Origin of the sequence: Mangrovibacter plantisponsor, assembly GCF_003182475.1 — a bacterium.
Taxonomy (GTDB): Bacteria; Pseudomonadota; Gammaproteobacteria; order Enterobacterales; family Enterobacteriaceae; genus Mangrovibacter; species Mangrovibacter plantisponsor.
The window spans coordinates 27928-51259 of sequence record NZ_QGTS01000018.1 but is presented as its reverse complement, the minus strand read 5'-3'; the positions used below and the strand labels follow the sequence as shown (position 1 = coordinate 51259).

General features: G+C 52.5%; 21 protein-coding genes. 10 read left to right on the top strand and 11 right to left on the bottom strand.

Annotation, left to right across the window (positions count from 1 at the left end; genetic code table 11):
- Positions 1–35: 35 nt before the first annotated feature.
- From DES37_RS22050 to DES37_RS22035, 4 genes are read right to left on the bottom strand one after another with little or no spacing between them, the layout of a single operon-like run.
- The gene (locus tag DES37_RS22050) at positions 36–1583 is read right to left on the bottom strand and encodes an FGGY family carbohydrate kinase (protein WP_425451734.1); all 1548 of its coding nucleotides are present in this window, start codon (positions 1581–1583) and stop codon (positions 36–38) included.
- Positions 1584–1618: 35 nt separating this feature from the next.
- On the bottom strand, positions 1619–3037 hold the full coding sequence (locus DES37_RS22045) for an L-fucose/L-arabinose isomerase family protein (protein ID WP_036110525.1): 1419 nt from the start codon (positions 3035–3037) through the stop codon (positions 1619–1621).
- A gap of 52 nt (positions 3038–3089) precedes the next feature.
- Complete coding sequence (locus tag DES37_RS22040) at positions 3090–4037, bottom strand: transketolase family protein (RefSeq protein WP_110027907.1); 948 nt, start codon at positions 4035–4037, stop codon at positions 3090–3092.
- The gene (locus DES37_RS22035; RefSeq protein ID WP_110027906.1) at positions 4030–4860 is read right to left on the bottom strand and encodes a transketolase; all 831 of its coding nucleotides are present in this window, start codon (positions 4858–4860) and stop codon (positions 4030–4032) included. Before DES37_RS22035 ends, DES37_RS22040 begins: the two co-directional genes overlap by 8 nt.
- Before the next feature lie 302 nt (positions 4861–5162).
- Between DES37_RS22035 and DES37_RS22030 the strand changes: the two genes are divergently transcribed.
- The 6 genes from DES37_RS22030 (at position 5163) to lpxC (ending at position 11883) form a co-directional block, all read left to right on the top strand.
- The gene (locus tag DES37_RS22030; protein ID WP_036110534.1) at positions 5163–6113 is read left to right on the top strand and encodes a sugar-binding transcriptional regulator; all 951 of its coding nucleotides are present in this window, start codon (positions 5163–5165) and stop codon (positions 6111–6113) included.
- Between the two features lie 257 nt (positions 6114–6370).
- A complete protein-coding gene (locus DES37_RS22025; RefSeq protein ID WP_036110537.1) occupies positions 6371–7312 on the top strand; it encodes a D-ribose ABC transporter substrate-binding protein in 942 nt (313 codons plus the stop codon).
- 15 nt (positions 7313–7327) lie between these two features.
- Positions 7328–7939 (top strand): DUF2291 family protein, encoded by a 612-nt coding sequence (locus tag DES37_RS22020; protein ID WP_036110539.1) that lies wholly within the window; start codon positions 7328–7330, stop codon positions 7937–7939.
- Positions 7936–9462 carry a sugar ABC transporter ATP-binding protein gene (locus DES37_RS22015; protein ID WP_036110541.1) on the top strand — a complete coding sequence of 509 codons (1527 nt, stop codon included), beginning with the start codon at positions 7936–7938 and terminating at the stop codon, positions 9460–9462. The genes DES37_RS22020 and DES37_RS22015 overlap by 4 nt, the downstream gene beginning before the upstream one ends.
- 1 nt (position 9463) lies before the next feature.
- Complete coding sequence (locus DES37_RS22010; RefSeq protein ID WP_110027905.1) at positions 9464–10555, top strand: ABC transporter permease; 1092 nt, start codon at positions 9464–9466, stop codon at positions 10553–10555.
- A gap of 371 nt (positions 10556–10926) precedes the next feature.
- Positions 10927–11883, top strand: coding sequence for a UDP-3-O-acyl-N-acetylglucosamine deacetylase (gene lpxC / locus DES37_RS22005; RefSeq protein ID WP_051691415.1), 957 nt, complete (start codon positions 10927–10929; stop codon positions 11881–11883).
- Between the two features lie 68 nt (positions 11884–11951).
- Here the strand turns inward: lpxC and DES37_RS22000 are convergent, their stop codons facing one another.
- Complete coding sequence (locus tag DES37_RS22000; RefSeq protein WP_036110545.1) at positions 11952–12818, bottom strand: NAD(P)-dependent oxidoreductase; 867 nt, start codon at positions 12816–12818, stop codon at positions 11952–11954.
- Between the two features lie 807 nt (positions 12819–13625).
- On the opposite strand from DES37_RS22000, the gene DES37_RS21995 reads away from it, so the two are divergent.
- From DES37_RS21995 to DES37_RS21985, 3 genes are all read left to right on the top strand, one after another.
- On the top strand, positions 13626–15281 hold the full coding sequence (locus tag DES37_RS21995) for a methyl-accepting chemotaxis protein (protein WP_110027904.1): 1656 nt from the start codon (positions 13626–13628) through the stop codon (positions 15279–15281).
- A 201-nt stretch (positions 15282–15482) separates the two neighbouring features.
- Positions 15483–15941: a MarR family winged helix-turn-helix transcriptional regulator gene (locus DES37_RS21990; RefSeq protein WP_110027903.1), complete on the top strand. Its 459-nt coding sequence runs from the start codon at positions 15483–15485 to the stop codon at positions 15939–15941.
- A 47-nt stretch (positions 15942–15988) separates the two neighbouring features.
- On the top strand, positions 15989–17230 hold the full coding sequence (locus DES37_RS21985) for an MFS transporter (RefSeq protein WP_110027902.1): 1242 nt from the start codon (positions 15989–15991) through the stop codon (positions 17228–17230).
- A 99-nt stretch (positions 17231–17329) separates the two neighbouring features.
- Here the strand turns inward: DES37_RS21985 and DES37_RS21980 are convergent, their stop codons facing one another.
- Positions 17330–17635: a helix-turn-helix domain-containing protein gene (locus DES37_RS21980; RefSeq protein WP_102654994.1), complete on the bottom strand. Its 306-nt coding sequence runs from the start codon at positions 17633–17635 to the stop codon at positions 17330–17332.
- Positions 17616–17999: a type II toxin-antitoxin system RelE/ParE family toxin gene (locus tag DES37_RS21975; protein ID WP_110027901.1), complete on the bottom strand. Its 384-nt coding sequence runs from the start codon at positions 17997–17999 to the stop codon at positions 17616–17618. Before DES37_RS21975 ends, DES37_RS21980 begins: the two co-directional genes overlap by 20 nt.
- 398 nt (positions 18000–18397) lie before the next feature.
- Between DES37_RS21975 and DES37_RS21970 the strand changes: the two genes are divergently transcribed.
- On the top strand, positions 18398–18946 hold the full coding sequence (locus DES37_RS21970; RefSeq protein WP_170123809.1) for a GNAT family N-acetyltransferase: 549 nt from the start codon (positions 18398–18400) through the stop codon (positions 18944–18946).
- Here the strand turns inward: DES37_RS21970 and DES37_RS21965 are convergent.
- From DES37_RS21965 to speB (DES37_RS21950), 4 genes are read right to left on the bottom strand one after another with little or no spacing between them, the layout of a single operon-like run.
- A complete protein-coding gene (locus tag DES37_RS21965; protein WP_110027899.1) occupies positions 18915–20450 on the bottom strand; it encodes an amino acid ABC transporter permease/ATP-binding protein in 1536 nt (511 codons plus the stop codon). The genes DES37_RS21970 and DES37_RS21965 overlap by 32 nt on opposite strands.
- Positions 20451–20487: 37 nt before the next feature.
- Complete coding sequence (locus DES37_RS21960) at positions 20488–21312, bottom strand: ABC transporter substrate-binding protein (RefSeq protein ID WP_110027898.1); 825 nt, start codon at positions 21310–21312, stop codon at positions 20488–20490.
- Positions 21309–22295: an agmatinase gene (speB, locus tag DES37_RS21955; RefSeq protein WP_110027897.1), complete on the bottom strand. Its 987-nt coding sequence runs from the start codon at positions 22293–22295 to the stop codon at positions 21309–21311. Before speB (DES37_RS21955) ends, DES37_RS21960 begins: the two co-directional genes overlap by 4 nt.
- Complete coding sequence (gene speB, locus DES37_RS21950) at positions 22292–23257, bottom strand: agmatinase (RefSeq protein ID WP_110027896.1); 966 nt, start codon at positions 23255–23257, stop codon at positions 22292–22294. The genes speB (DES37_RS21955) and speB (DES37_RS21950) overlap by 4 nt, the downstream gene beginning before the upstream one ends.
- Between the last annotated feature and the right edge of the window lie 75 nt (positions 23258–23332).

The window sequence follows — 23332 nt, the reverse complement described above, 5'->3', positions numbered from 1 at the left end:
TGCAACAGCGCAAACCTGGTGGGAACATACAGCAACTACCGCAGGCAGGATGCAGCCGGGGTATTCTGCGGCTGGCGGCATGCCCACAGCGTGCTCTCTACGGCCTGGTGCCATTCCTGCCAGCGCACCTGCAGGCGCTCATGGCGCGCCATATCTGGCTGGAACGCAATGTGCTCCGGCAAAAATGCCCGCAGTTCCTGAGTTGCCAGGTTAAGCAGGGCTTTCCTTGCCATCAAAGACACACCCACTGCCGATAACTCCGCAATATTGCTGCGCATAACCGGGCACCCGAGTAAATCCGCCTGGTATTGCATTAACCAGTCATTTTTAGTCGGCCCGCCATCCACCATCAACGTATGCAGTTGGAAGCCCGGGCACTGTTGCATGGCATCAATCACATCTGCCACCTGGTAAGCGATAGATTCCAGGGCCGCCCGAATCAGGTGTGCTCGTTTAACCCCGCGGGATAAACCCTGAATCAACCCACGCGCCCGGTCATTCCACCAGGGTGCGCCCAGGCCCGTCAGCGCTGGCACAAAATAAACACCGAGCGTTGAATCCACCGTTGAAGGTAAGTGGTTTAATGCGTCGCGCACCTCCTCTGCCGGTAACTCACTTAACCCGGTACTTTCGGCCATCCAGGTCACCGCATCCCCGGTATGGGGAATATTCCCTTCCAGGGCATAAACCCGCTGGCTGCCATCATGCCAGGCAACCGTGGTTGCCAGGCAGGCCACATCTGCACCGGGCTGGTTAACCGGCGCCATCACGGAGGAACCCGTACCGTAGGTGGCTTTCACACACCCGGGTTCGCCCAGAGTATGAGCAAACAGTGCAGCATGGGAATCACCCGCCATAGCCAGAATGGGAATGCCGTCAGGTAATACACCCGGACAGTGGGTATAACCAAACAGCCCACTGGAAGGCTTCACTTCCGGTAAAGCACCACGCGGAATCGAAAAAATACTCAGTAACTCGTCATCCCACGCTGCGGTATGCACATTGAAAAGCTGGGTACGGGAAGCATTGGACTCATCGCAACAAAATGCCTGCCCGCCAGTAAAATGCCACAACAGCCAGCTATCTACTGTGCCCAGACAAATCTCTCCCCGGGCTGCACGCTGTTCGCCATCCGGTACTGACTGGAGCAACCAACGCATTTTAGAACCAGAGAACAGTGGGGCGACAGGCAGCCCGGTCAGTTCCCTGATTCGCGCTTCCAGCCCGTTATCCCGCAGGCTGTGGCAAAACCCGGCACTGCGCGAACACTGCCAGGTAATCGCCGGACCAATGGCTTTGCCGGTTGCCCGCTCCCAGCCAAGTGCAGTTTCTCGCTGGTTGCTGATAGCCAGAGCTGCAACATTCTCACTACCGACCGCCTGGCAAACCTGGGATACAACATCGAACGATGCCTCAATCAATAATGCACCTGATTGTTGTACCCAGCCTTCATGGGGGGTTTCGATGCTCAGCGCGCGCGACGCGCTGGCAACAATCCTCCCCTGTGCATCAATCGCAATTGCTTTGGTATTGGTGGTCCCTTCATCCAGTGCAATGATGACACCCTTATTCACCGACATGATGCGTCTCCAAATCAAATGAATACCGGCACGCCTGGTTATTGATGCAGGTAAGTATTCACGCCCAGATAGCGGGTGAACGCCTCCACCAGTACTGCACTGCTTGATGAGTGGTTCATCGCAACATGGTGTTCAAAGCCCTGGCGGCAAATCCAGGCCAGCAACGTTTCAAGGTGAGGAACCTGAATAACTGCGCGGCACCCTGGGGTATCAAGTGGGTCATTCACTGATTGCGCTTCACCCACATAGGCTTTCACTTCACCAGTCAGGTCATCGGTGCTCAACCGGAAGTAGGTCAGTGGGCCCGCTTTCAGGCGGCCATGAACGGCACCGCAGGTATTCTCCTTCCCTACAGTGGTGCCAATGATATCGGCGGTGCCCATTTTGGGTGATTCCAGGCTGGCTGCAGCGAAATTGCCGCAGTGAAACAGGACACATTTATCCCGGTCTTCGCCGAAGTTGTTATTCCAGTCTGCAATAGAAGCCGGGTTGAGGTTACAACTGGCAAGGGCATACATAGACAACGCGCCCATCACATCCACTTCGCAGGCTGAGGGCATCAGTTGCCCGGACATCACACTCATAATAGAACACACGTTGATGCCGAGATTTTCCTGGAGTGATGTCCAGCACTGAATGGCGGTGGTATCAATATCGTTTGCTGTGGTCCATTCGCTGATCACGACAAACAGTTTTGCCATGGTGAGCATTTTATCTGCCGGGATGGCACTGGCATCGGCGTTATCAAGCAGGATACGGCGTTTTTCATCAACACGAATATCGTCATCACGCAGTTGCCCAATACGGGTGAAGACTTCTGACAAATCGAGGGTTTCAACCGCGATCCCCATACGTTCCAGTAATTTTTCACTATAACGCACGGTGTTAAAGCCAGCCGGGCGGGCACCAATCGCGCCGACGCGCACATTACGCATTGCCGAAACTACCCGGCAGACTTGTTCAAACTGGCGCAGGTCACGGGCGAATACCTCACCATCCAGCGCGCAGACATGCTGCGTAGTCAGCGTAAAGGGAATGTTGTACTGGCGCAGGTTATTACAGAGTGAGATTTTCCCGCAGAAGCTGTCACGGCGGGTTGCCAGCCCCATTTTATCCAGATTATCTTCCTGCGCCTGGACAAGCACCGGCACATTCAGGCCCGATAAACGAATAGCTTCAGCGATTGCTTTTTCATCGCCGAAGTTAGGCAACAACACGACTATGCCCTGAATCGTGTCTTTGTGCGCTTTAAGTAATTCAGCGCACACTTTCGCATCCTGGCGGGTTTCAACGCCGCCTAATTCAGTTTGCGTGTCGTCCAGCATCACGGTGCTGATACCGAGGCGCGCAAACAGCGCCACCGCCTGTTCGCGAGCTTCTGCCACCAGGTAGCTGGGGAAAAAACCCCGGTTACCAATGATAACGCCCATCGTAATTTGTTGTGCAATTCGGGACATAGCTTTCTCCAGTAAGAGTTCTGTTCGGGGCATGCGCCCACTTGTTATTGTTTTAGCGCTGCTGTGCCAGCAGAGCGGTGGCATGGCGCACGATACCCGCCGCGTCAATTTCGTGGTAGGCACGCGTGGCTTTGCGGTCTGCCGCAATCGCGTACTGGCCATCTTTAATTCCCAGGCGGCGCAGCGGTATTGCACAACCACCTTCGGCCAGTACTTCAGCCACCAGGCTGCCCACGCCGCCATTGATGTTGTGCTCTTCAGCACTGACAACAGCCTTGCAGGAACGCAGTATCTTCAGTAATTGTTGTGTATCACATGGGCGAACAGACGGAATACTGACGACACAGGCATGAATCCCCTGTTCCGCCAGGTGCGCTGCCGCCTCAACGATTTCATAGACTGTGGAACCCATAGCAACCAGCGCGATATCGGTGCCTTCCTGCAGCACATCAATGCGTCCTGGCTCGAACTGGTAGCTGTCATCGTGTAATTCCGGCAATGCCTTACCATCCAGGCGAATATAAACCGGGCCTACATGCGCCAGCGCATAATCGATAATCTGCCTGCATTCCCGTGGGCTTGATGGTGCATAAATCTCAATATTTCCGAAACCCCGCAGAACAGCGATATCATCAATACTGTGATGTGTGCTGGCTAATGGCCCGTAACTTGCCCCGGCATTCAGGCCGAACAGTTTCACATTGGTGTTGTTGTAACAAACATCCACCTTTATTTGTTCGTTAGCGCGCGAGATAAGAAATGGTGCAGCATTGCAGGTGGCGGCAACTTTCCCCCCCAGTGCCAGCCCTGCGGCAGCACCCACCAGCGTTTGTTCTGCGATGCCAACATTCACCAGGCGCCCCGGGAATTTTTGAATAAAAGACGCAATTTTTGCCGTCGAGGTTGAATCTGCCACAACCGGCACCAGGTCTACCCCCCGGTCAACGGCGTCAATAAAGGCGTTCACCATTACCGTGGCTAAATGTTCACTATTACTCATCTTTTAACTCCTCAAGTGCCAGTTGGATCTCTTCGCCTTTTGGTACACGGTGGTGCCATTCAGCCCGGCCCTGAATAAAAGAAATCCCGGCACCTTTCGTGGTATTAGCAATAACGACATGGGGTTTGCCTTCTGGCTTTAATCCTTCCAGCGTTGCGACAACATCAGCCATGTCATTCCCCCGGCACGAAGTCACAGCCATGCCAAAGGCACGCCATTTCTCATCCAGCGGGTCGGTATTCATGATTTCTTTGGTTGAACCTGCGAGCTGCAGGTTATTTTTGTCATTGATGATAATCAGGTTATCCAGCCCGTAATGAGCTGCCACCAGCGCCGCTTCCCAGTTGCTGCCTTCCGCCAGTTCGCCATCACCAGTAACGACAAATACCCGGCGCGGGCTGTGGCTGCGTTTGGCAGCTAGCGCCAGGCCCACCGCAACGGGTAAACCGTGGCCCAGCGCACCGGTATTCAGTTCCACACCCGGCGTTTTATGGCGTACAGGGTGCCCTGGTAAATGTGAATCGGCGTGCTGGTAAGTTGCCAGCCAGTCAACCGGGATAAATCCGGCTTCCGCCAGAACACAGTAATAGCCACCAACCGCATGCCCTTTCGACTGGATATAAATATCCCGCGTCTCGCTGTTTTGCTGTGAGGGTGAACAGTTAAGAATGCGGAAATACAGCGCAGTCAGTAATTCCACCTGGGAAAGGTCTGCACCTGTATGGCCACCAGCCGGGCTTTCTGCATTCAACACAATGATTCGGCGGCGAATCGCCCGGGCCTTTTTCTCCAGCGCATCTACAGAGAGCTTAAAGGGGTTCATATCTGTACCTCGTGAATTTTTAGTCTTTATGGAATATTTATTCAAGGAAGATATAAAAAAGACGGTTTTCCCCGAACATACCCGTAAGACTTAAGTGAGAATGCCATTGAATATATATTCATATATGACTTAATATTCAATAACAGCGTATGCCGCTGGCTGGCATTTGTCTATCCACCAGCACGCGAAAGTTAGCAAAAAGAGAAAATGATCACATTTGAAAACGGACCCGTTTTGGACAACGGCTTGTTATCTATGCAGCAATGAATAAAAATACCATCAAGTAAATCAAGGGGAATGCCATGTCGAAGCAGGATGATCAGCGTCTGCTGGTAAAAATCGCGACGCTTTATTACAGCGAGAATAAAAAGCAATCTGAGATTGCCTCTTTGCTGCACCTGTCGCAATCCTTTGTCTCGCGCGCCCTGACGCGCTGCCAGAAGGAAGGCCTGGTGAAAATCACCGTAGTTCAGCCCACCAATATTTTTGTTGAGCTGGAAAAATCCCTTGAGCAGAAATACGCCCTGAGCCAGGCCATTATTGTCGATGCAGGTGAAGAGGCCACCGCCGCACAAATTAAGCATGCCATTGGTAGCGCTGCCGCGCACTATGTAGAAACCCGTATTCGCCCGGAAGATATGGTGGGCATTTCTTCCTGGAGCAGCACCATTCGTTGCATGGTGGATGAAATGCACCCGCAAAGTGTTCGCGCTCAGGGGGTTATTCAGCTACTCGGGGGCGTAGGGCCAAATGGCAATGTTCAGGCAACTATCCTGACCCAGCAACTTGCCGCACATCTCTCCTGCCCCGCCTGGTTACTGCCTTCTCAAAGTATTGAGCATTCAGTGGAAGAGCGGGCACGGTTGATGAGCAGCCCCGATGTCGCCGCAGCGGTAAGTAAATTTTCTGCCGTTGATATCGCCATTGTTGGCATTGGTGAACTGGAACCCTCGCAGTTATTGAAAAATTCCGGAAACTATTACAACGAAGAAATGCTCCAGTTACTGGCAGCGCGCGGGGCCGTGGGGGATATCTGCCTGCACTACTACGATGCCGATGGCAAGCCAGTACTGTCACCAGAGGAAGACCCGGTGATTGGCATGGAACTGAACCAGGTGCATGCCTGTAAACATGTGATTGCGCTGGCTGGAGGGCCAGAAAAATGCCATGCCATTCGTGGTGCATTACGCGGGCAGTACATTGACGTACTGATAACCGATTTTGCCACAGCCAGAGCGCTCTGGCAGGCCTGATAACCGGCCTGCTGCCCTTCCCCGGGGCGGCGGGCGGCCCAAATAATCATTCTATCAATCTGTTTTAATTCATAAAAAACCCCAAACCTGCCTGCGTTAACGGCATTAATGCCAGCGTCTGGTAACCCCCGGATCGTGATCCTTTTCTCTTTTTAAGAAATTCGCGCTGTAAGTCAGTAGACAGTTTTTAAACGGCGAATTATGGTTACCTTGAATAATAAATCATTATTGAATATATATTCAATGTGGAGATAAAGATGAAACTGACCCTACGTACTACCCTGATTATGGCTGCTCTGATTGGCGCTTCAGGCCTGGCTCACGCTGCAGATAAAGGCCTTATCGCCATTATTACCCCTTCTCACGACAACCCCTTCTTCAAGGCTGAAGCAGATGGTGCGGCGGAAAAAGCCAAAGCACTGGGTTACACCACCCTGGTTGCCTCTCATGATGATGATGTAAATAAACAAAACCAGTTAATTGAAACCGCCATTGCCCGTAAGGCCAAAGCCATCATTCTGGATAATGCCGGGGCAGATGCCACTATTGGGCCGCTTGAGAAAGCAAAAGCGGCAGGCGTTCCGGCATTTCTTATTGACCGGGAAGTAAATAAAACTGGCGTAGCCGTTGCCCAAATTGTTTCCAATAACTACCAGGGCGCGCAGTTAGGTGCAGAGAAATTCGCCAAACTGCTTAATGGTAAAGGCGAATATGTTGAGCTGCTCGGCCGTGAATCGGATACCAATGCTCACGTCCGTTCCCAGGGTTACCATGACGTGCTGGATGATTACCCGGACATGAAGATGGTGGCACAACAAAGTGCTAACTGGAGCCAGACAGAGGCCTTCACTCGCATGGAATCCATTCTGCAAACCAACCCCAATATTGTGGGTGTGATTTCCGGTAACGACACCATGGCGCTGGGTGCTGAAGCGGCACTGAAAGCAGCCGGGAAAACGAATGTCATCGTGGTTGGGTTTGATGGCAGCGACTATGTGCGCGACTCCATTGTCAATAATGGCAATATCAAAGCAACCGTGCTGCAACCTGGCTGGCAGCAGGCACAAATGGCTGTTTCACAGGCCGACTATTACCTCACTCACGGCAAAGCGGAAAAAACAGAAAAGCAATTGATGGATTGCGTTCTGATTGATTCCTCTAATGCGAAAAAACTCAGTTTATTCAACCTGAGCAAATAACCGGGTGGAGGTTTTATGTCACTCAAACGATGGGGAAATGTGCTGGCTGCCTGCGCAATCCTGTTACTGACAGCCTGTGATGTAGTGAAACTGGATGCCAATGGGAACCCCATGTTGCCAAAAGCCGCAGACAGTGCGCCTGGGTATGACAACATGACTCCCCAGCAAATTGCTCAGCAAACCTGGCAAAGCCGTGTAGTGCAGGCGGCACAGGACAAGGCTCTGGATACACCGGCATTCATCTCCAGTTTGTCTGCTTCGCCGGGCAGCAAGCAGAGTTATTTCTTGCGGGTGACAGGACCGGTAACTGGTGAAGATACCCAGAATGAGCGGGAGAAGAAGATAACCATTATGGTCGATGCTAAGCCTCTTCTGGTGCAAATTGGCCCGGTTATTCGCGGTAACACTATCCGTGATGCGGCAGGGTTCCAGTTTGAGGATTTCACAAATCAGGTGCAGTTCGCTCAGCTTTCCAAAGCCTATAACCGTGAAGCCGCAAGCCACTTACCGCAGGTAGATACGGCATGGATGGGGAAACAGGTTAGCGCATTGCTGGCTGTGACCATTGCTCAGGGTAAAGTCACGGACGCAGTGGCGCTCAGCTTAACTGAAGAGGCCGCGCAATGAACGCATTACACCAGGATGACATCATTTTACGCACCCGGGGTATCTCCCGGGTTTTCCCTGGCACTATTGCCCTGGATAACGTCAATTACAACGTCTGGCGCGGTAAGGTCAATGTGATTATTGGCGAAAATGGTGCCGGGAAATCAACACTGATGAAGATCCTTGCCGGGGTTCAGCCACCCAGTGCCGGGGAAATATTTCTCAACAACGAACCGGTTCACTTCGCCAACACCCGGGATGCCGCCGCCAAAGGTATTGGTATGGTTCACCAGGAGCTGAACCTGTTTGAAAATCTGACAGTGGCGGAAAACATTTTTCTCGGCCGCGAACACCAGTCCGGGCTGACCCCTATCCGGGAAGCAGAACAGGAGGAGATTGCTCAGCAATTACTTGCGCGCCTTGATCAGCCCATTTCACCACGCGAACTGGTCGGGAACCTGAAAGTTGGCCAGCAGCAACTGGTGGAAATTGCCAAGGCACTGGCAGAAAACGCAGATATTTTGATTCTGGATGAACCCACCTCGGCGTTGAGCAAAACAGAAGTCAGTATTTTGTTCCGGGTTATCCGTGAACTGACGCGCCAGGGCGTTTCCATCATCTATATTTCCCACCGCCTTGAAGAGCTGATGGCGATTGGCGATGTCATTACGATTCTGCGCGATGGAAAATTTCAGGCGGAAGCGAAAGTTTGCGACATCGACGTACCATGGATTGTGCGCGAAATGCTGGGAAGTGAGCCTGTATCACGCTTTTTGCCGGAAGAAAGAACCTTTGGCGCGCCGGTGCTTGAAGCGGAGCATATTACCTGCGTCAATTCTCTGGGCCATAAAGTGGTGGATGACGTCAGTCTGTCGATTAAGGCCGGGGAAATTGTCGGTATTTATGGCCTGATGGGCGCAGGAAGAACAGAGTTGTTCGAATGCCTGCTGGGCGCTGAGCGCACTTACCATGGCAGGCTCTGGCTGGACAGTAAACCCGTCCCCCAGCGGCTCAGTACCGCAGAGCGTATTCGAATGGGGATGAGCATGGTGCCTGAAGACCGGAAACGAACCGGTATTTTCCCGGTGTCATCGGTAGCAACGAACCTGACTATAGCCAGCCTGTGGCGTCGCCTGCAAAAACACTTCGCCATTGCCACTAAAGAAGAAGCCGCGGTGGTTGCCAGTACCATTGGCAATTTATCCATTAAAGTTTCTTCTCCGGAAGTAGAAATACAGGCACTGAGCGGAGGAAACCAGCAAAAAGTGGTGATTGGCCGTGCCTTGCTGACCAACCCCAAAGTGCTGTTACTGGATGAACCCACGCGCGGGATTGATATTGGTGCCAAAGCCGATGTCTTTCGCATGATGGTCAACTTATCTGAACAGGGTATCGCGGTTATCTTCTCAACCTCTGATCTGAAAGAAATCATGTCTGTGTCAGACCGTATTCTTGTTATGTCCGGTGGCAAGCTTACTGCCAATATTCCCCGCAATCAGGCTGAAGAAGCAGCTCTGGTTAGCGCAAGTGCTCAGGGGTTCTGAAATGAAAACAACATCTTCCGAAACATTAGCCACACCTTCACCTTCCCCTTCCCGCTCCCGTGAAGGGTTACTGTTACTGGCACTGAAACTGCGCACGTTTATTGCGTTGTTTTTAATTGTCGGCTTTTTTACGTTAACCGTACCTGGCTTTCTGGCAACCGGCAGCCTGGTCATTATGATTAAGCATATTGCTATCAATGCGTTTCTGGCTCTGGGGATTACCTTTGTCATCATCACGGCGGGCATTGACCTTTCCATTGGCGCCACTCTCGGTTTGTGCGGAATGATAGCTGGCTGGCTGATAACCAAAGGCATCGTCCTGCCAATGTTTGGCATTGCTATCTTTCCCAGTGTCTGGGTCATCGTCCCTGTTGTCTTACTGATTGGTGCATTTATTGGCGCAATTAATGGCTGGATAATCACCCGCTATAATGTCGCGCCTTTTATTTGCACGCTGGGCACTATGTATGTACTGCGTGGTGCGGCTATGCTGACCTCGGGTGGGCAAACCTTCCCGGGGCTGGAAGGCAACCCGTTGCTGGGCAACACAGGGTTTGACGAAATCGGCTCTGGCACATTACTGGGTATTCCGTGGGCCATCTGGATAATGATTGTTCTTGCCATCGCCATTGCTTACGTGGCCCGCCGCCTGCCCTTTGGCCGCCATGTCTATGCTATTGGCGATAATGAACGCGCAGCCGAGCTCTCTGGCGTTAAAGTCCGCCAGGTAAAAGTGTGGGTGTATACCTTATCGGGTTTTTGTGCAGCCATCGCCGGGATTGTGGTCTCCGCCCAATTACTGGCCAGCCACCCGGCAAACGGGACAGCGTTTGAAATGAATGCCATTGCCGCAGTGGTACTCGGGGGGACATCGCTGGCAGGTGGGCGAGGTACCATTCTGGGTACGTTAATTGGCGCGTTTGTTATTGGTTTTCTCGCTGATGGTCTGGTAATGATGGGCGTCAGCGAGTTCTGGCAAATGGTGATTAAAGGCCTGGTCATTATTATTGCGGTCATTATCGACCAGATGCAAAACCGTATGCAGCAAAAAGCCGCGGTGGTTGCCCAGCAGGCGGTAATAAAGGCCCCCTGATTCAGTCGGCGCGATAACCAAACCGGTGTTGGGAAAAATAAGCGGTGTGGCTGTGAAGCTCAGCTTCAGCCTGCACTGCTTATTTTTTACCCGCCACAGTCTGTTAGCCATTGATTGCTGTTTGAAAACCACCCACACACAGCCATTCCTTGTGCTGCACCCGGCGTAAAACCATAAAGTACCCGGCGCGAAAAAAGTGGCATAATCTACACGCTCACTGCAAATTTCCCTCATAATCATGGCCTATTCTTAATGCTCCGGCGGGTAACCCTGTACAGGCCTGGTGGTTATTGTGCTCCACCGAAAAAGTGATGTTCCCAGGGATATCCTTAATTGCGTATAATGACGTTTTCGTGCATTGCCAAACTGCCATGTTAAAACAAAAAACAATTAGCCAGCATATTGAAACCACTGGGATTGGTCTGCACAGTGGGAAAAAAGTGCATATGAAACTCTCTCCGGCACCAGTTAACACAGGTGTTGTGTTTCGCCGTGTCGATCTTTCCCCTGCCGAAGAGATCCCGTTACGCGCACATCGGATTAAAGATGCCGTTCTCGCTACCAATTTATTCAATGATAACGGTGTACGCATTTCGACTATCGAACACCTCTCTTCCGCCATTGCCGGGTTAGGTATTGATAACCTGTATGTCGAACTGGATGCCGCCGAGGTGCCGATTATGGACGGGAGCTCCAACCCGTTCGTGTACCTGCTGCTCCAGGCCGGTGTTCAGGACCAGCAGGAAGCAAAATCCTTCCTGAAAATTACTAAACCTGTGCGAGTAACAGATGGCGACAAATGGGCCATGCTGGAACCTGGCACTGGTTTTAGCCTGGATTTCACCATTGAGTTTAACCACCCGGCCATTGCTGCCGATACCTGCCAGTTTGCATTACAACTGACTCCGGAACGTTATGTGGCTGAACTGTCACGGGCACGTACCTTTGGTTTTATCAAAGATATTGAATACTTGCAGAAACAGGGGTTGAGCCTGGGAGCAAGCCTGGACAACGCCATTGGTCTGGATGAATTCAAGGTAGTAAACCCGGATGGCCTGCGTTACCCGAACGAGCTGGTGCGCCATAAAATGCTGGATGCGGTGGGCGACCTGTTTGCCGGTGGGCACAACCTGCTGGGCCATTTCAGCGCGTATAAATCAGGCCATGCACTGAATAATGCGTTGATTTGTGCAGTACTGGATACCGCCAATGCCTGGACACTGATTACCAGTGAAGACCCGGGGGTCAATGGGCAAGAAAATTACCGTGCCGTGCCAGCGGTTACGCGCTCCAGTTTCCCTTCTTTGGCATTCCGCACGCACAACTGATATTCACAAGCCCGGCTGGCTTTCCTCCCGGGCTGGTGGCACTGGTGTGCCACCAGGTTTGCGCCTGCTTATTTCACGAATAAACGCACCACGCCGCTCATATCCTCTTCACCCAGGCCTTGCGCCATGGCTTCACGGAACGCATCACGCGCCCCACTGATTGCGGGCATTGCCGGGGCTTGTTCATCGGCCGAGCGCAACATGTAATCCAGGTCTTTTTCTATCAGTTCCACCGGAAACAACGGGGCAAACTGCTGGGCCAGCATAGACTGGGCGACCCGGCCAGCCATTGGGCTCCAGGAAGCCGTGCCTGCAACAGCATCCAGCACGCGGGCAACATCCACCCCTTCACGAATCAGAATAGCGATAGTTTCCGCCAGCGCGGCAACCTGCACCCCCATCAGCGTGTTGGTCGCCAGCTTACTCATTGCCGCCGCACCGTGGCTCCCGACATAAAATACATCGGAGCCCATTTGTAATAATAAAGAACGGACATGATCGACATAGCCTTCATAGCCGCCCACAAAATAGATAAGGCTGGCATTATCGGCCTGGGGGCGTGAACCGGAAACCGGGGCTTCAAGAAACGGGCGGTCGCGGGAAGACATTATCTGTGCCAGTTCACGCACCCAGGCCACAGTCAGCGTGCTACTTTCAATAGCGATAGCACTGGCAGGCATACCCGCAAGTGCGCCCCATTCGGGGTTAAGCCACACTTCCCGGGAAGCGTCATCATCACGCAATACCGAAATTATCACACCAGCCTGTTCAACGGCTTCTCGTGGCGTAAAAGCCTGGCAGGCCCCGGCATCAACCAAAGGTGCTGCGGTTTCCGGGGTACGGTTCCACACCGTTACATCATGCCCGGCTTTCAGTAAGTTCATTGCCATACGGCTACCCATTGCCCCGGTGCCAAGAAATGTCACTTTCGCCATGATGGTTACCTTCTCAAGATTCAATACGCGGCGGTGACTGGTACGGGAGGGAACCGCCGGGAAATGCCGGTTTGCCTGTTTACAACCAGGCTCGCCCCGCGCCGGCTAAATGGGCTCAGGTATCTGACGCTTTCTCTGTGCAGGTTGCAAGCAAGAAATACCTTAAGGGAGATAAATTAGCAGAAATCGCAGTAAGCGTATCCCGGCTACGGTCAAGTTAGTGCTATTTTTCACCCCCATGTGAATACCCTCCCCCCCTGCCCATGAGAAATATCTCCAGGCTGTGGTTATATTAATTATTCCGGTATTGTTTATTTGCGTTAAGTAAAAAATAAACCACAATAAAAATATCAGTATTAATACAATTATAAAAATAACAGCACGCATACACTGAAGTATTAACGGGATACCTCTGGAGGGGTACACGCCATTACTTATAACAGATCAGTTCAAAGCGATCTTGTTAATTTTATTGTCTATTATTTAAAAAATAAGCAAAAAAATGTGATTAATGCATTTAAATATCATAAATAAATTAAGACTATTTTAAGTAATCCAGGGTATATTAATCACCATGCAGCAAGGAGTACCAAACACACTTTATTGTTGTATTTAGTGACCTTTGACATATTTAATTGTGACTGAATTTTATTACCAAAACCTGTGTCTGGCTTAATAGTAAACTACTCTGCGTAACACACATGACAGGATATTTTTGAAATTGAATTTCAAATAACGCAAAGCCAGTCTCATGTTGGCCATTTATTTTCCACCGTGGATAACCACACTGATTATCCGGAGCCAATTATGCAGATCTTAAAAGATATTACCGTCAGAAAAATGTTGTTGATTATCCTTGCCGTGTTCACCTTGATTTGGGGGGTGGCAACCACGTTAACCCTGAAAAACTTTACTGATGTAAGCCAGTTACTGGAACAGAACTCGGTACAAAAACACACTTATGCCATGCTGGTTAAAGGCAATGACCAGTACTTCCGTACCATGACGCGCATGTTACGCGCGGTAGACTTCCGCCAGTCTGGTGATGAAGCCAGTGCAGAGAAAACCTTTGTTTCCGCAGGTAAGGCACTGAAAATCAGCCAGGATATGCTGGCACAGTTTCGCCAGAGCCAGCACCCGGGTATAGATGACGCCCTGGTTCAGCAAATGGTTAATGACTGGGAAACCCTGCTTAACACTATCGCCCCTATGTTGCAAAATGCCCAGGCGAATAATATAGACAGTTTCCGCCAGACATTTCGCCACGTATACCCACCGCTGAGTGTGCAGTTTGGCGCTACTGCTGAAAAATACACCCAGGCCATACAGTCTGGTGGCATGGTTCAGCAAGCTCAGGACCACATTACCAGTAACCGTTTTATCCTGCTGGCTGCCCTGGTGGCGGGGATTGTCACACTGTTTCTCACTGACCGTTACCTGGTCGCTTACCTGGTACGCCCTGTTGGCATCATCAAACGGCACCTGGAACGTTTAACTGCAGGCCAGTTGCAACATAATATTGATGACTTTGGCCGCAACTGCGCCGGGCAACTGATTCCCTACATTCGCAGTATGCAAGACAGCCTGCGCGATACGGTTACCGTAATCCGCGACAGCTCTGGCACCATTTACACCAGCACCAGCCAGATCCGCAAAGGTAACGAAGAACTCTCTGGCCGTACCGACCAGCAGGCAGCGGCGCTGCAACAGACTGCCGCCAGTATGGAAGAACTGACTTCCACCGTGAAAAACAACGCGGAAAACGTACACCAGGCACGCCAGTTAACCGATGAAGCCCAGGGGATTGCCCAAAAAGGCGGTGAAATCACCAATACTGTGGTGAAAACCATGGCAGGGATTTCCGAAAGCTCGCAAAAAATCGCTGATATCACCAGTGTGATTAACAGCATCTCGTTCCAGACCAATATTCTGGCACTGAATGCGGCCGTTGAAGCAGCCAGAGCAGGCGAACAAGGGCGCGGTTTTGCTGTCGTCGCCAGTGAAGTGCGCTCCCTGGCGCAGCGCAGTGCCCAGGCTGCTAAAGAGATTGAAGGCTTAATCAGTGAATCTGTCAGCCGGGTTACCGCCGGTGCAGGCCAGGTACAGGAAGCGGGTAAAGCGATGGAAACCATCATTGCTTCTGTCAGCCGGGTTCGCGAATTGATGGGCGAAATCTCCGTCGCCTCTGATGAACAGTCTCGTGGTATTGACCAAATCGGCCAGGCGATGAACGCGATGGATAGCGTCACCCAACAGAACGCTGCCCAGGTTCAGCAGGCTGCAACCAGTGCCGCTGCGCTGGAGATGGAAGCAGAACATCTGACCGGTGCGATTGCGGTGTTTGACCTTGGCAGCAGCTATACCGCCAAAACGAATTCTGAAGTGAGAAAGCCGGCGCTAAAACCGACCCAGGGCGTGAAGGCGATTACCGCCAACACCGGGGAAAACTGGGAAACATTCTAATAATAACAAGTCAATAACGCAGAGCTTTGCCGGGAAAATCACAGGTTTCCCGGCCTTTTTACATCATCACGCCCAAAACCGCATGAGGCATTCCGTGCGGTTTTGTTTTTTTATACAGGAAAACTTTTCAGTTTAACTGTACAGTTTAGCTGTAGATAATTTGAAGTATGAAGAACACAACTAACTGACAGTGAAATACACATGAATACACCCATCCCTTCAGAACAAAGCGCCATGCTGGCCCAGTCTCTGCAAACGGCAATGCGCAAACTCCGCCGCCGCTTACGCCAGCAATCCACTCTGAGCGAGCTTTCTGCTTCACAACTGGCCGTACTGCATCACCTGGAAAACGAGGGAGCAGAAACCGTTTCTGCGCTGGCCCGTTCTGAAGGTATCCGACCACAATCAATGGCAGCCATTGTTAACAGCCTGATGGCAGCCGGTTTCATCACCGGCAGCCCGGACCCAAATGACGGGCGCCAGACATTACTTTCGCTGACTGATGCCTGGTATGAGTGGGTTATGCCGCGCCGGGCACTGCGTAAGGACTGGTTAACCCGTTCGATTTCAGCGTCTCTCAGTGCGGATGAACAAGAAACGCTTTCCCAGGCCATCGGCCTGATTAACCGGCTGACCGATGATGCCAGTGACGGAAAATAATCAACCGGCCTTCTTCCCCAGAAACAGATTGCTAAGTACAGGTCGCTATGTCAGTCACCACGATTTTTCGTTCATTTCGCAATACCAATTACCGTATTTGGGCCTGCGGTGCCTTTGTGTCAAATATTGGCACCTGGGTGCAGCGTGTGGCGCAGGACTGGATAGTCTTAACGCAACTGACAGACCATAATGCTTCGGCTGTTGGCGTCGTTATGGCATTGCAGTTTGCCCCACCGCTATTGTTCCTGCCGTGGACCGGTTTTGCAGCGGATTACTTTAACCAGCGGAAATTGTTGCTGACCACCCAGGCGATTATGGGCATCCTGGCGCTGGGGCTTGGGGTGCTGACTATTACTGGCCTGGTTCAGTTGTGGCATGTTTATGTCTTCGCGTTTTTATTTGGTACAGCCAACGCGTTCGATGCCCCGGCAAGGCAAACCTTTGTTGCTGAACTGGTTGGCGATAACGATTTACCCAATGCAGTAGCGCTCAACTCTACCTCGTTTAATTCGGCGCGGATGATTGGCCCCGCCGTTTCCGGGCTGGTGATTGCCGCGGTAGGCACCGGTTGGGCGTTTGCGCTGAACGGGCTGTCGTTTATCGCTGTGCTGATTTCACTGCTGTTTCTGCAGGCAGATAAGCTCTACCCCCAGGTGCGGGCAGCACGTAAGAAAGGCAGTTTTGTTGAGGGGTTGCGCTATGTAAAAGGCCGGCCAGATCTGAAAGCCATTCTGCTGATGCTGTTTTTTATTGGCACATTCGGCCTTAACTTTCCGATTTATATTTCGACAATGGCCGTCAGTGTATTTCATACCGATGCCCGTGGTTTTGGTTTGCTCTCTTCGGTTATGGCGTGTGGCACTCTGCTGGGGGCTCTGATGTGCGCCGGGCGCGAGAGACCGCGCTTTACCACCTTAATTCTGGGAGCCGGTTTTTTCGGTACAGGTTGTATCCTGGCAGCTGTAGCTCCGGGGTACTGGTGGTTTGCGGCGATGCTGGGCATAACCGGGGTTGCCTCGCTGACCTTTATGAATACGTCGAATAGCCTGGTACAACTTACCACTGAATCCAGCATGCGTGGGCGGGTGATGGCACTGCGTATCTGTATTGCCATGGGCGGGACGCCAATCGGCGCGCCCATTGTGGGCTGGGTGGCGGACCACTATGGTGCGCGCAGTGCGATGGGAATCGGTGCGGCAGCCGGTATCATCGCCGCAGTCATTGGTATTGTGGTTTGGTTACGCCAGCACAGGGCGCAACTTTCCACCACAACTCACGATGTGCCCTAAAAAAAGCTGACGTCAAGCTTTTGTGCAAAATACACGAGACTTGAAGTCATATGCGGAGCAGTAGGTTAGCTCTCTATCCGTATCTCCGCCATGCTCGCATCAGATAATGGCCTGCAAGCCTTTGTCAGCGATGACGTTGAGCAGCTTGAGCGCCGGGCCAGCTGGACGCGTTTCGCCTTGTTCCCACTTGCGTACCGTCGAGGCGGTGGTGTGCAGGTGATGGGCGAACACTGGCTGGCTGAAATGCAGTGCTTCACGCAGACGTTTAATGTCGTCTGCGCTGAACTCGCGCACCGGCGGTGGACAAATCGCGTCGAACTCGCGCATCGTCACCTTGCTGATCGCGCCAGCGTCGTGCAATGCGGCCAGGTCACCGCGCAAAGATTCAATTATTTTGCTCGTCACAACACACCTCCAGTAAAACGCCAGCCTGCAATGCCTTCACCAGGTCCCTGGCCGATAACTCCAGAAATACCTTGCCGGCATATTGCAGTGCTTGTTTCTCGTCCCGCGTGATGTTCGCCTTGTCGCTTTTCGGGAACCCATGCAGGAATACATAACGGTGACCCACACGGGCCGATAGCAAGGTACGGTAACCACCGCTCTTGCCCGCACCGGGACGCGCAACCCGCTTCTTGTAGAGGTGACCGCCCAAGTCGGCATCAATCAGCCCACTTTCCATTTCCTGGACTGCCTTGCACAAGGCAGTATCGGGCAGTTTTTCGCCCGCTTGCCACCGTGCAAAGTCCTTTCGTTTCAATATGTCCATATAATTCATCCTTAAAATATACCCGTAACGGGTATGATTGTCTATCTCTTACAAGGGCCGATCACCATCCACACCCACAAGCCGCCCACGTCCAACAGCCGCCACACTCTTGTGCGCGGTGAGCGCCATTCCGACCTTAACTGGGATGCCGGAATTGGCAATGTCGGTGACCGGGCGGACGGAAGCCGGGTCAAATATCAGAAAGCACGGGCATAAGATGAACCAAATTAAATTATTGATAAAATTAACAAAACTAGTTTATTCATAGTTCAGAAAAGTTCAGTGTTTGAGTCATGGTGAAGTAAAAACCCACAACAACACAAGACCAACAACCGGGCAAACGTGGTATGGTGGCAGCGCTTTTTTTGCTTCCCATTACTCTGCCATATGTAATTGCCATGATGAAAAACAAACTTACCACCACCAGGCTGGTACTGACGCCACTCAATGCCAATGACTGGCCATTTTACCTGGCGCTGCGCCAAAACCCGGACGTCATGAAATACATGGCGGAAATTGATAGTGAAGACGGTATTCGGCAAAGTTTTGAACGCCTGCTGAACCAGGAGCCTGGCTGCTATTTTATTATTCGTGAACAGCACAATCCTCAGGCAATGGGCGATATTGGCCTGAATATCAACAGGCTGGTGCCTGATACCGCGGCGGTGGGTTACAGCCTGTTGCCGGAAGCTCGGGGCAAAGGTTATGCGTATGAAGCCCTGTCTGCGGTATGCCAGTTTGCTCTCAACCTGCCCGGCATAAAGAAAATCAGTGCGCTGGCACTCAAAGAGAACCTGGCTTCCATTCAGTTGCTGGAAAAGGCGGGGTTTCGCTGTGAAATAGTGACCAAACAGAGCTATTTACTGAATGGCCACTATTACGATGATTGTGAGTACCGCCTGTATGAAGAAGACTTCAGGCCACTTCAGCAGCATTCACACCCATAAACTGGCGAATGCGTTGTAAAGCGGGGCTGTTATCCCCGCAACGAATATGGGCCGGTGTGGCATCGGCCTGAATATTCCCCCGGTTCATCAGTACCACTCTGTCCGAAATTGCCAGGGCAAAATCCATTTCGTGAGTCACGATAACCATCGTCATGCCTTCCCGGGCAAGATCACTGATGACTTTCAGCACTTCACCCACGCGTTCCGGATCCAGCGCCGAAGTTGGTTCATCAAACAGCATGATATCCGGCGACAACGCCAGTGCTCTGGCAATTGCCACACGCTGTTGCTGCCCGCCTGATAACTGGTGTGGGTACTTATTCACATGTGCCAGCAAGCCTACTTTATCCAGTAACCACAGTGCCTGAGCACGGCGCACGGTCTCTTTTTCGGGTTGGTGGTGATAGCGCTGAGCCAGCATCACGTTCTGCAAAATGGTGTAGTGGGGAAACAGGTTAAACCCCTGAAAAACCATACCAATGCGGCGAATACCTTGCTGCTCCGCCTTGCGGTTACGGGCGTTACCAGGCTGAATAAACCCTTCACCGAATAACACCACCTCACCTTTATCCAGATTTTCCAGACCATTAATGGTGCGGATCAATGTGGTTTTTCCTGAACCAGACGGACCAATCACGCTGACCACTTCGCCGGGTGCCACCCGTAACTCGACGCCTTTCAGTACTTCATGCTGGCCCCAGGCTTTATGGATATCCTTCATCAACAGTGCATCAGGGCTGCCGTGCTGGGTTGCAGGCTGGCGTAATGCCAGAGGTTGAGCCTGCTCACGTAATGCGGCAAGCTGGTCGTCCGCCAGGGTTTGTGGCGTTTTAGCCTGTACGTTTACCCGGCGCTCCACAAGCTGGAACAATACGCTGAAGACCGAGACTATCAACACGTAGTAAACCGCCACTGCCGCCAGGGTTTCCATCACCAGAAAGTTTTCAGCATATAACCGCTGGCCGGTCATCAGCAGTTCAGGCAATGAGATAACCGACACCAGAGAGGTTTGCTTCACAATGGTAATAAATTCATTGATAAGAGATGGCAGCGCGATGCGTAGTGCCTGTGGGATAACCACCAGGCGCTGAATGCCAACATAGCCAAACCCCAGAGCATGGCCCGCTTCGTGCTGCCCTTTCGCCACCGAGAGCAACCCGCCACGGTGGATTTCCGCCATGTACGCGGTTTCCACCAGCACAGTTGCTATCAGGCCAGCCACAAAGGCGTTGCCCAAAATAGCGCCTGTGCCCGGGAACAGTTGCGGCAGGTTATAGACAAACACCACCAGCACCAGCAGAGGTACGCTGCGAAATAACCAGATATAGACCTGGCTGATACTTTTCAGCCAGGCCGGCCCGGACAGCCGGGCACTGGCCATCAGAAAGCCCAGTACCAGGCCTGCCAGCCAGGAGAGCACGCTTAATTCGACCACGGTGACACAGGCCTGCCAAAACGCATTCATCGAAAAAAGTGAAAAGAAATAGGCCCAGTTAAATGTCATATGCTGCTCTCTCCTGTCCGGTTAACACCACCTGCCATTAGCGGGCCTGGGTATCCGTAATGCCGTAACGGGCATATTTTTTCAGTAACGCGGTGTATTCCCCGTTCTGGCGCAGAGTTGCCAGGGCCTTAGTCATGCTGGCTTTCAGCGCGTCATTGCCTTTTTTCACATAGATACCCAGAGTTTGCGGGTAAATGGTGTTGGGTGAGGTGATTTTCACCCGGCCATGGCTGCGTTCAGCAAACATGCTGACTGCACCGGCGATATCCACCTGAGCCTGAACATGTCCTGCCAGCAAGGCCTGCATGGTTTCGGGCGCGGTAGGGAATTCTTTCACCGTAATGGCGCCTTTACCGCTGGTTTTGCAGTAGCTGTCTGAAAGCTCACGCAGTTTTTTCACCCAGGAAGTGCCCTGCTGCAACCCGACAGTGACACCACACAGGTCTTTTTCTGTTTTTGGTTCAATGGTGCTGTCATTACGCACCATGATGTACGCGCCAGTGTCGGCGTAAGGAATGGCATCGGCCTGGGCTGTACGCTCTGGCGTGATATACAGTGCGGAAATGACTGTGTCATGGCGGTCGGCGTTCAGCCCGAGGATCAGGCCACTGAATTTGGTATCTGCCAGTTGCAGTTTCAGCCCCATTTGCTGGCTGAGTAATTGTGCAAGCTCAGCATCGAACCCAACAATTTTATTGTCCTGCCAGGATTCAAACGGCGGGTAAGCGACTTCCACCCCCACTTTTAACACCCCCGGTTTCAATGTGCCATCGGCCGCACTGGCCGCTGAAGAAACCGAGCCCAGGCCCGCCATTAACGCCAGGGCCACACATACACCACGAAGAGAAACAGCCTGAGTCATCGCATTGCTCCTGTAGAAGTCATTCGCCGATGATGCGCATCGGCAAGCTGGCAAAGTAATTCAAACATCATGGTGGCACCGGTCATGCTGGTCAGGTTGCCCTGGTCAAAAGGCGGTGCCACTTCCACAACATCAGCGCCCACTAAGTTCAACCCCTGCAACAGGCGCACACCCTGCTGTGCCTGAAGCGTGGTCATTCCACCGATTTCTGGTGTTCCGGTACCGGGTGCATAGACCGGGTCCAGCACGTCAATATCGAAACTGATATAGGTCGGTTCCATCCCGACAATGGCTCTGGCACGCTCCATTACAGTTTGCATACCTTCTTGCGCCACTTGTTCCATGGGAATAATGGTGATGCCATTGGCCCGGGCCCAGTCGTGGTCATGTTCACTGAACAGCGCGCCGCGAATACCAATCTGCACTGTGCGTTTGGGATCAAGCACGCCCTCTTCCACCGCACGGCGAAACGGCGTGCCATGGGTGAAGCGTTCACCACCAAAATAGGTATCGTTGGTATCGGAATGCGCATCAAAATGGATCATACCCACTGGCTGTTCCCGCCCCAGCGCCCGCAGAATGGGCAATGTAGTCAGGTGATCGCCGCCTGCTGTCAGCGGCATAACCTGCTGCTGATACAGAGTGCGGTAATAGTTTTCGATCCGCGCCAGGCTGTCCTGCACATCGACCGGGTTAACCTGCACATCGCCCAGGTCACCAACTCTTGCCAGAGAGTAAGGCGACTGATAAGTCACCGGATGAACCCGGCGCACCAGGCTTGAGGCATTACGTAACTCACGTGGCCCATGGCGGGTTCCCGCCCGGTTGGTGGTACCGCCATCCCAGGGCACGCCCACCACACCAATATCCAGCGATGCAATTTGTGCGCCAAATGGCAGGCGAAAAAAGGTGGGCAGCCCGCTGTAACGTGGAATGTCACCACTTTGGGGCTGCGGGTAATCCGTTGAAGTTAAAGTATTCACAGACGTGTTTCTCCTTGATAACGCACACCAGGCAACACACACAGCATTTCGTACAGCAAGTTGGCGCCGAGTTGTGCAGTCATACCGCTAATATCGTAAGGGGGGGAGACTTCGACCAGGTCGCAGCCAATCAGGTTTAACCCCCGGCAACCACGAACAATTTCCAGTGCCTGAATGGCGCTGAGCCCACCAACTTCCGGAGTGCCTGTGCCAGGTGCCCAGGCCGGGTCAATGCTGTCTATATCGTAAGAGAGGTACACCGGGCCCGCGCCCATCAGTTGGCGAACTTCCGCCATCAGGGGTGACAGGCTTTTATGCCAGCACTGCTCAACCGGAATCAGCCGGAACCCCTGGTCTACCCCCCACTGAAAATCACCACTGGCATAGCCCTGGGCACGTTGCCCGATTTGCACAACACGCTGGCAATCCAGCAAGCCCTCTCCTACCGCCCGGCGGAAAGTGGTGCCGTGAGCGATTTTCTCGCCGAACATGTCGTCGTTGGTGTCGGTATGGGCGTCAACATGAATCAGCCCCACCGGGCCGTGTTTTTTCGCCAGTGCGCGCAGAATGGGCAGCGTTAACGTGTGGTCACCGCCCAGAGTGAGAGGGATAAGCGGCCAGTCATTAAGCCGGGTATAAAAATCTTCAATGATGTCGACAGATTTCAGCAGGCTGTAGGTGTTAATCGGCACATCGCCAATATCGCCAACCTGCAAAGAATCAAAAGGAGCCGCTCCGGTCGCCATGTTGTACGGGCGAATCATCACGGATTCATTGCGGATGTTACGTGGCCCGTAGCGGGTTCCGGCACGTTGTGAAGTACCTACGTCCAGAGGGATCCCGACAAACGCAGCATCCAGGCCAGCAGGGCTGTCGCAGAAAGGCAGGCGTAGCATGGTGCCGCGCCCGGCAAAGCGTGGCATTTCATTGCCACCCTGTGGTTGGTTATACACTTTCTCCATGAGCACTTTCTCCTGGTTAGCGGAGCAGGCAACCCTGCCCCCGGTGTGTCTGGAAATAGTGCATCAGGGCGAAAG

Excerpts from the sequence above, each read along its gene's own strand:
- DES37_RS22045 (WP_036110525.1), bottom strand. The coding sequence starts at position 3,037 with ATGTCCCGAATTGCACAACAAATTACGATGGGCGTTATCATTGGTAAC.
- DES37_RS22040 (WP_110027907.1), bottom strand. The coding sequence starts at position 4,037 with ATGAGTAATAGTGAACATTTAGCCACGGTAATGGTGAACGCCTTTATT.
- DES37_RS22035 (WP_110027906.1), bottom strand. The coding sequence starts at position 4,860 with ATGAACCCCTTTAAGCTCTCTGTAGATGCGCTGGAGAAAAAGGCCCGG.
- DES37_RS22030 (WP_036110534.1), top strand. The coding sequence starts at position 5,163 with ATGTCGAAGCAGGATGATCAGCGTCTGCTGGTAAAAATCGCGACGCTT.
- DES37_RS22025 (WP_036110537.1), top strand. The coding sequence starts at position 6,371 with ATGAAACTGACCCTACGTACTACCCTGATTATGGCTGCTCTGATTGGC.
- DES37_RS22020 (WP_036110539.1), top strand. The coding sequence starts at position 7,328 with ATGTCACTCAAACGATGGGGAAATGTGCTGGCTGCCTGCGCAATCCTG.
- DES37_RS22015 (WP_036110541.1), top strand. The coding sequence starts at position 7,936 with ATGAACGCATTACACCAGGATGACATCATTTTACGCACCCGGGGTATC.
- DES37_RS22010 (WP_110027905.1), top strand. The coding sequence starts at position 9,464 with ATGAAAACAACATCTTCCGAAACATTAGCCACACCTTCACCTTCCCCT.
- lpxC (WP_051691415.1), top strand. The coding sequence starts at position 10,927 with ATGTTAAAACAAAAAACAATTAGCCAGCATATTGAAACCACTGGGATT.
- DES37_RS22000 (WP_036110545.1), bottom strand. The coding sequence starts at position 12,818 with ATGGCGAAAGTGACATTTCTTGGCACCGGGGCAATGGGTAGCCGTATG.
- DES37_RS21995 (WP_110027904.1), top strand. The coding sequence starts at position 13,626 with ATGCAGATCTTAAAAGATATTACCGTCAGAAAAATGTTGTTGATTATC.
- DES37_RS21990 (WP_110027903.1), top strand. The coding sequence starts at position 15,483 with ATGAATACACCCATCCCTTCAGAACAAAGCGCCATGCTGGCCCAGTCT.
- DES37_RS21985 (WP_110027902.1), top strand. The coding sequence starts at position 15,989 with ATGTCAGTCACCACGATTTTTCGTTCATTTCGCAATACCAATTACCGT.
- DES37_RS21975 (WP_110027901.1), bottom strand. The coding sequence starts at position 17,999 with ATGGACATATTGAAACGAAAGGACTTTGCACGGTGGCAAGCGGGCGAA.
- DES37_RS21970 (WP_170123809.1), top strand. The coding sequence starts at position 18,398 with ATGATGAAAAACAAACTTACCACCACCAGGCTGGTACTGACGCCACTC.
- DES37_RS21965 (WP_110027899.1), bottom strand. The coding sequence starts at position 20,450 with ATGACATTTAACTGGGCCTATTTCTTTTCACTTTTTTCGATGAATGCG.
- DES37_RS21960 (WP_110027898.1), bottom strand. The coding sequence starts at position 21,312 with ATGACTCAGGCTGTTTCTCTTCGTGGTGTATGTGTGGCCCTGGCGTTA.
- speB (WP_110027896.1), bottom strand. The coding sequence starts at position 23,257 with ATGGAGAAAGTGTATAACCAACCACAGGGTGGCAATGAAATGCCACGC.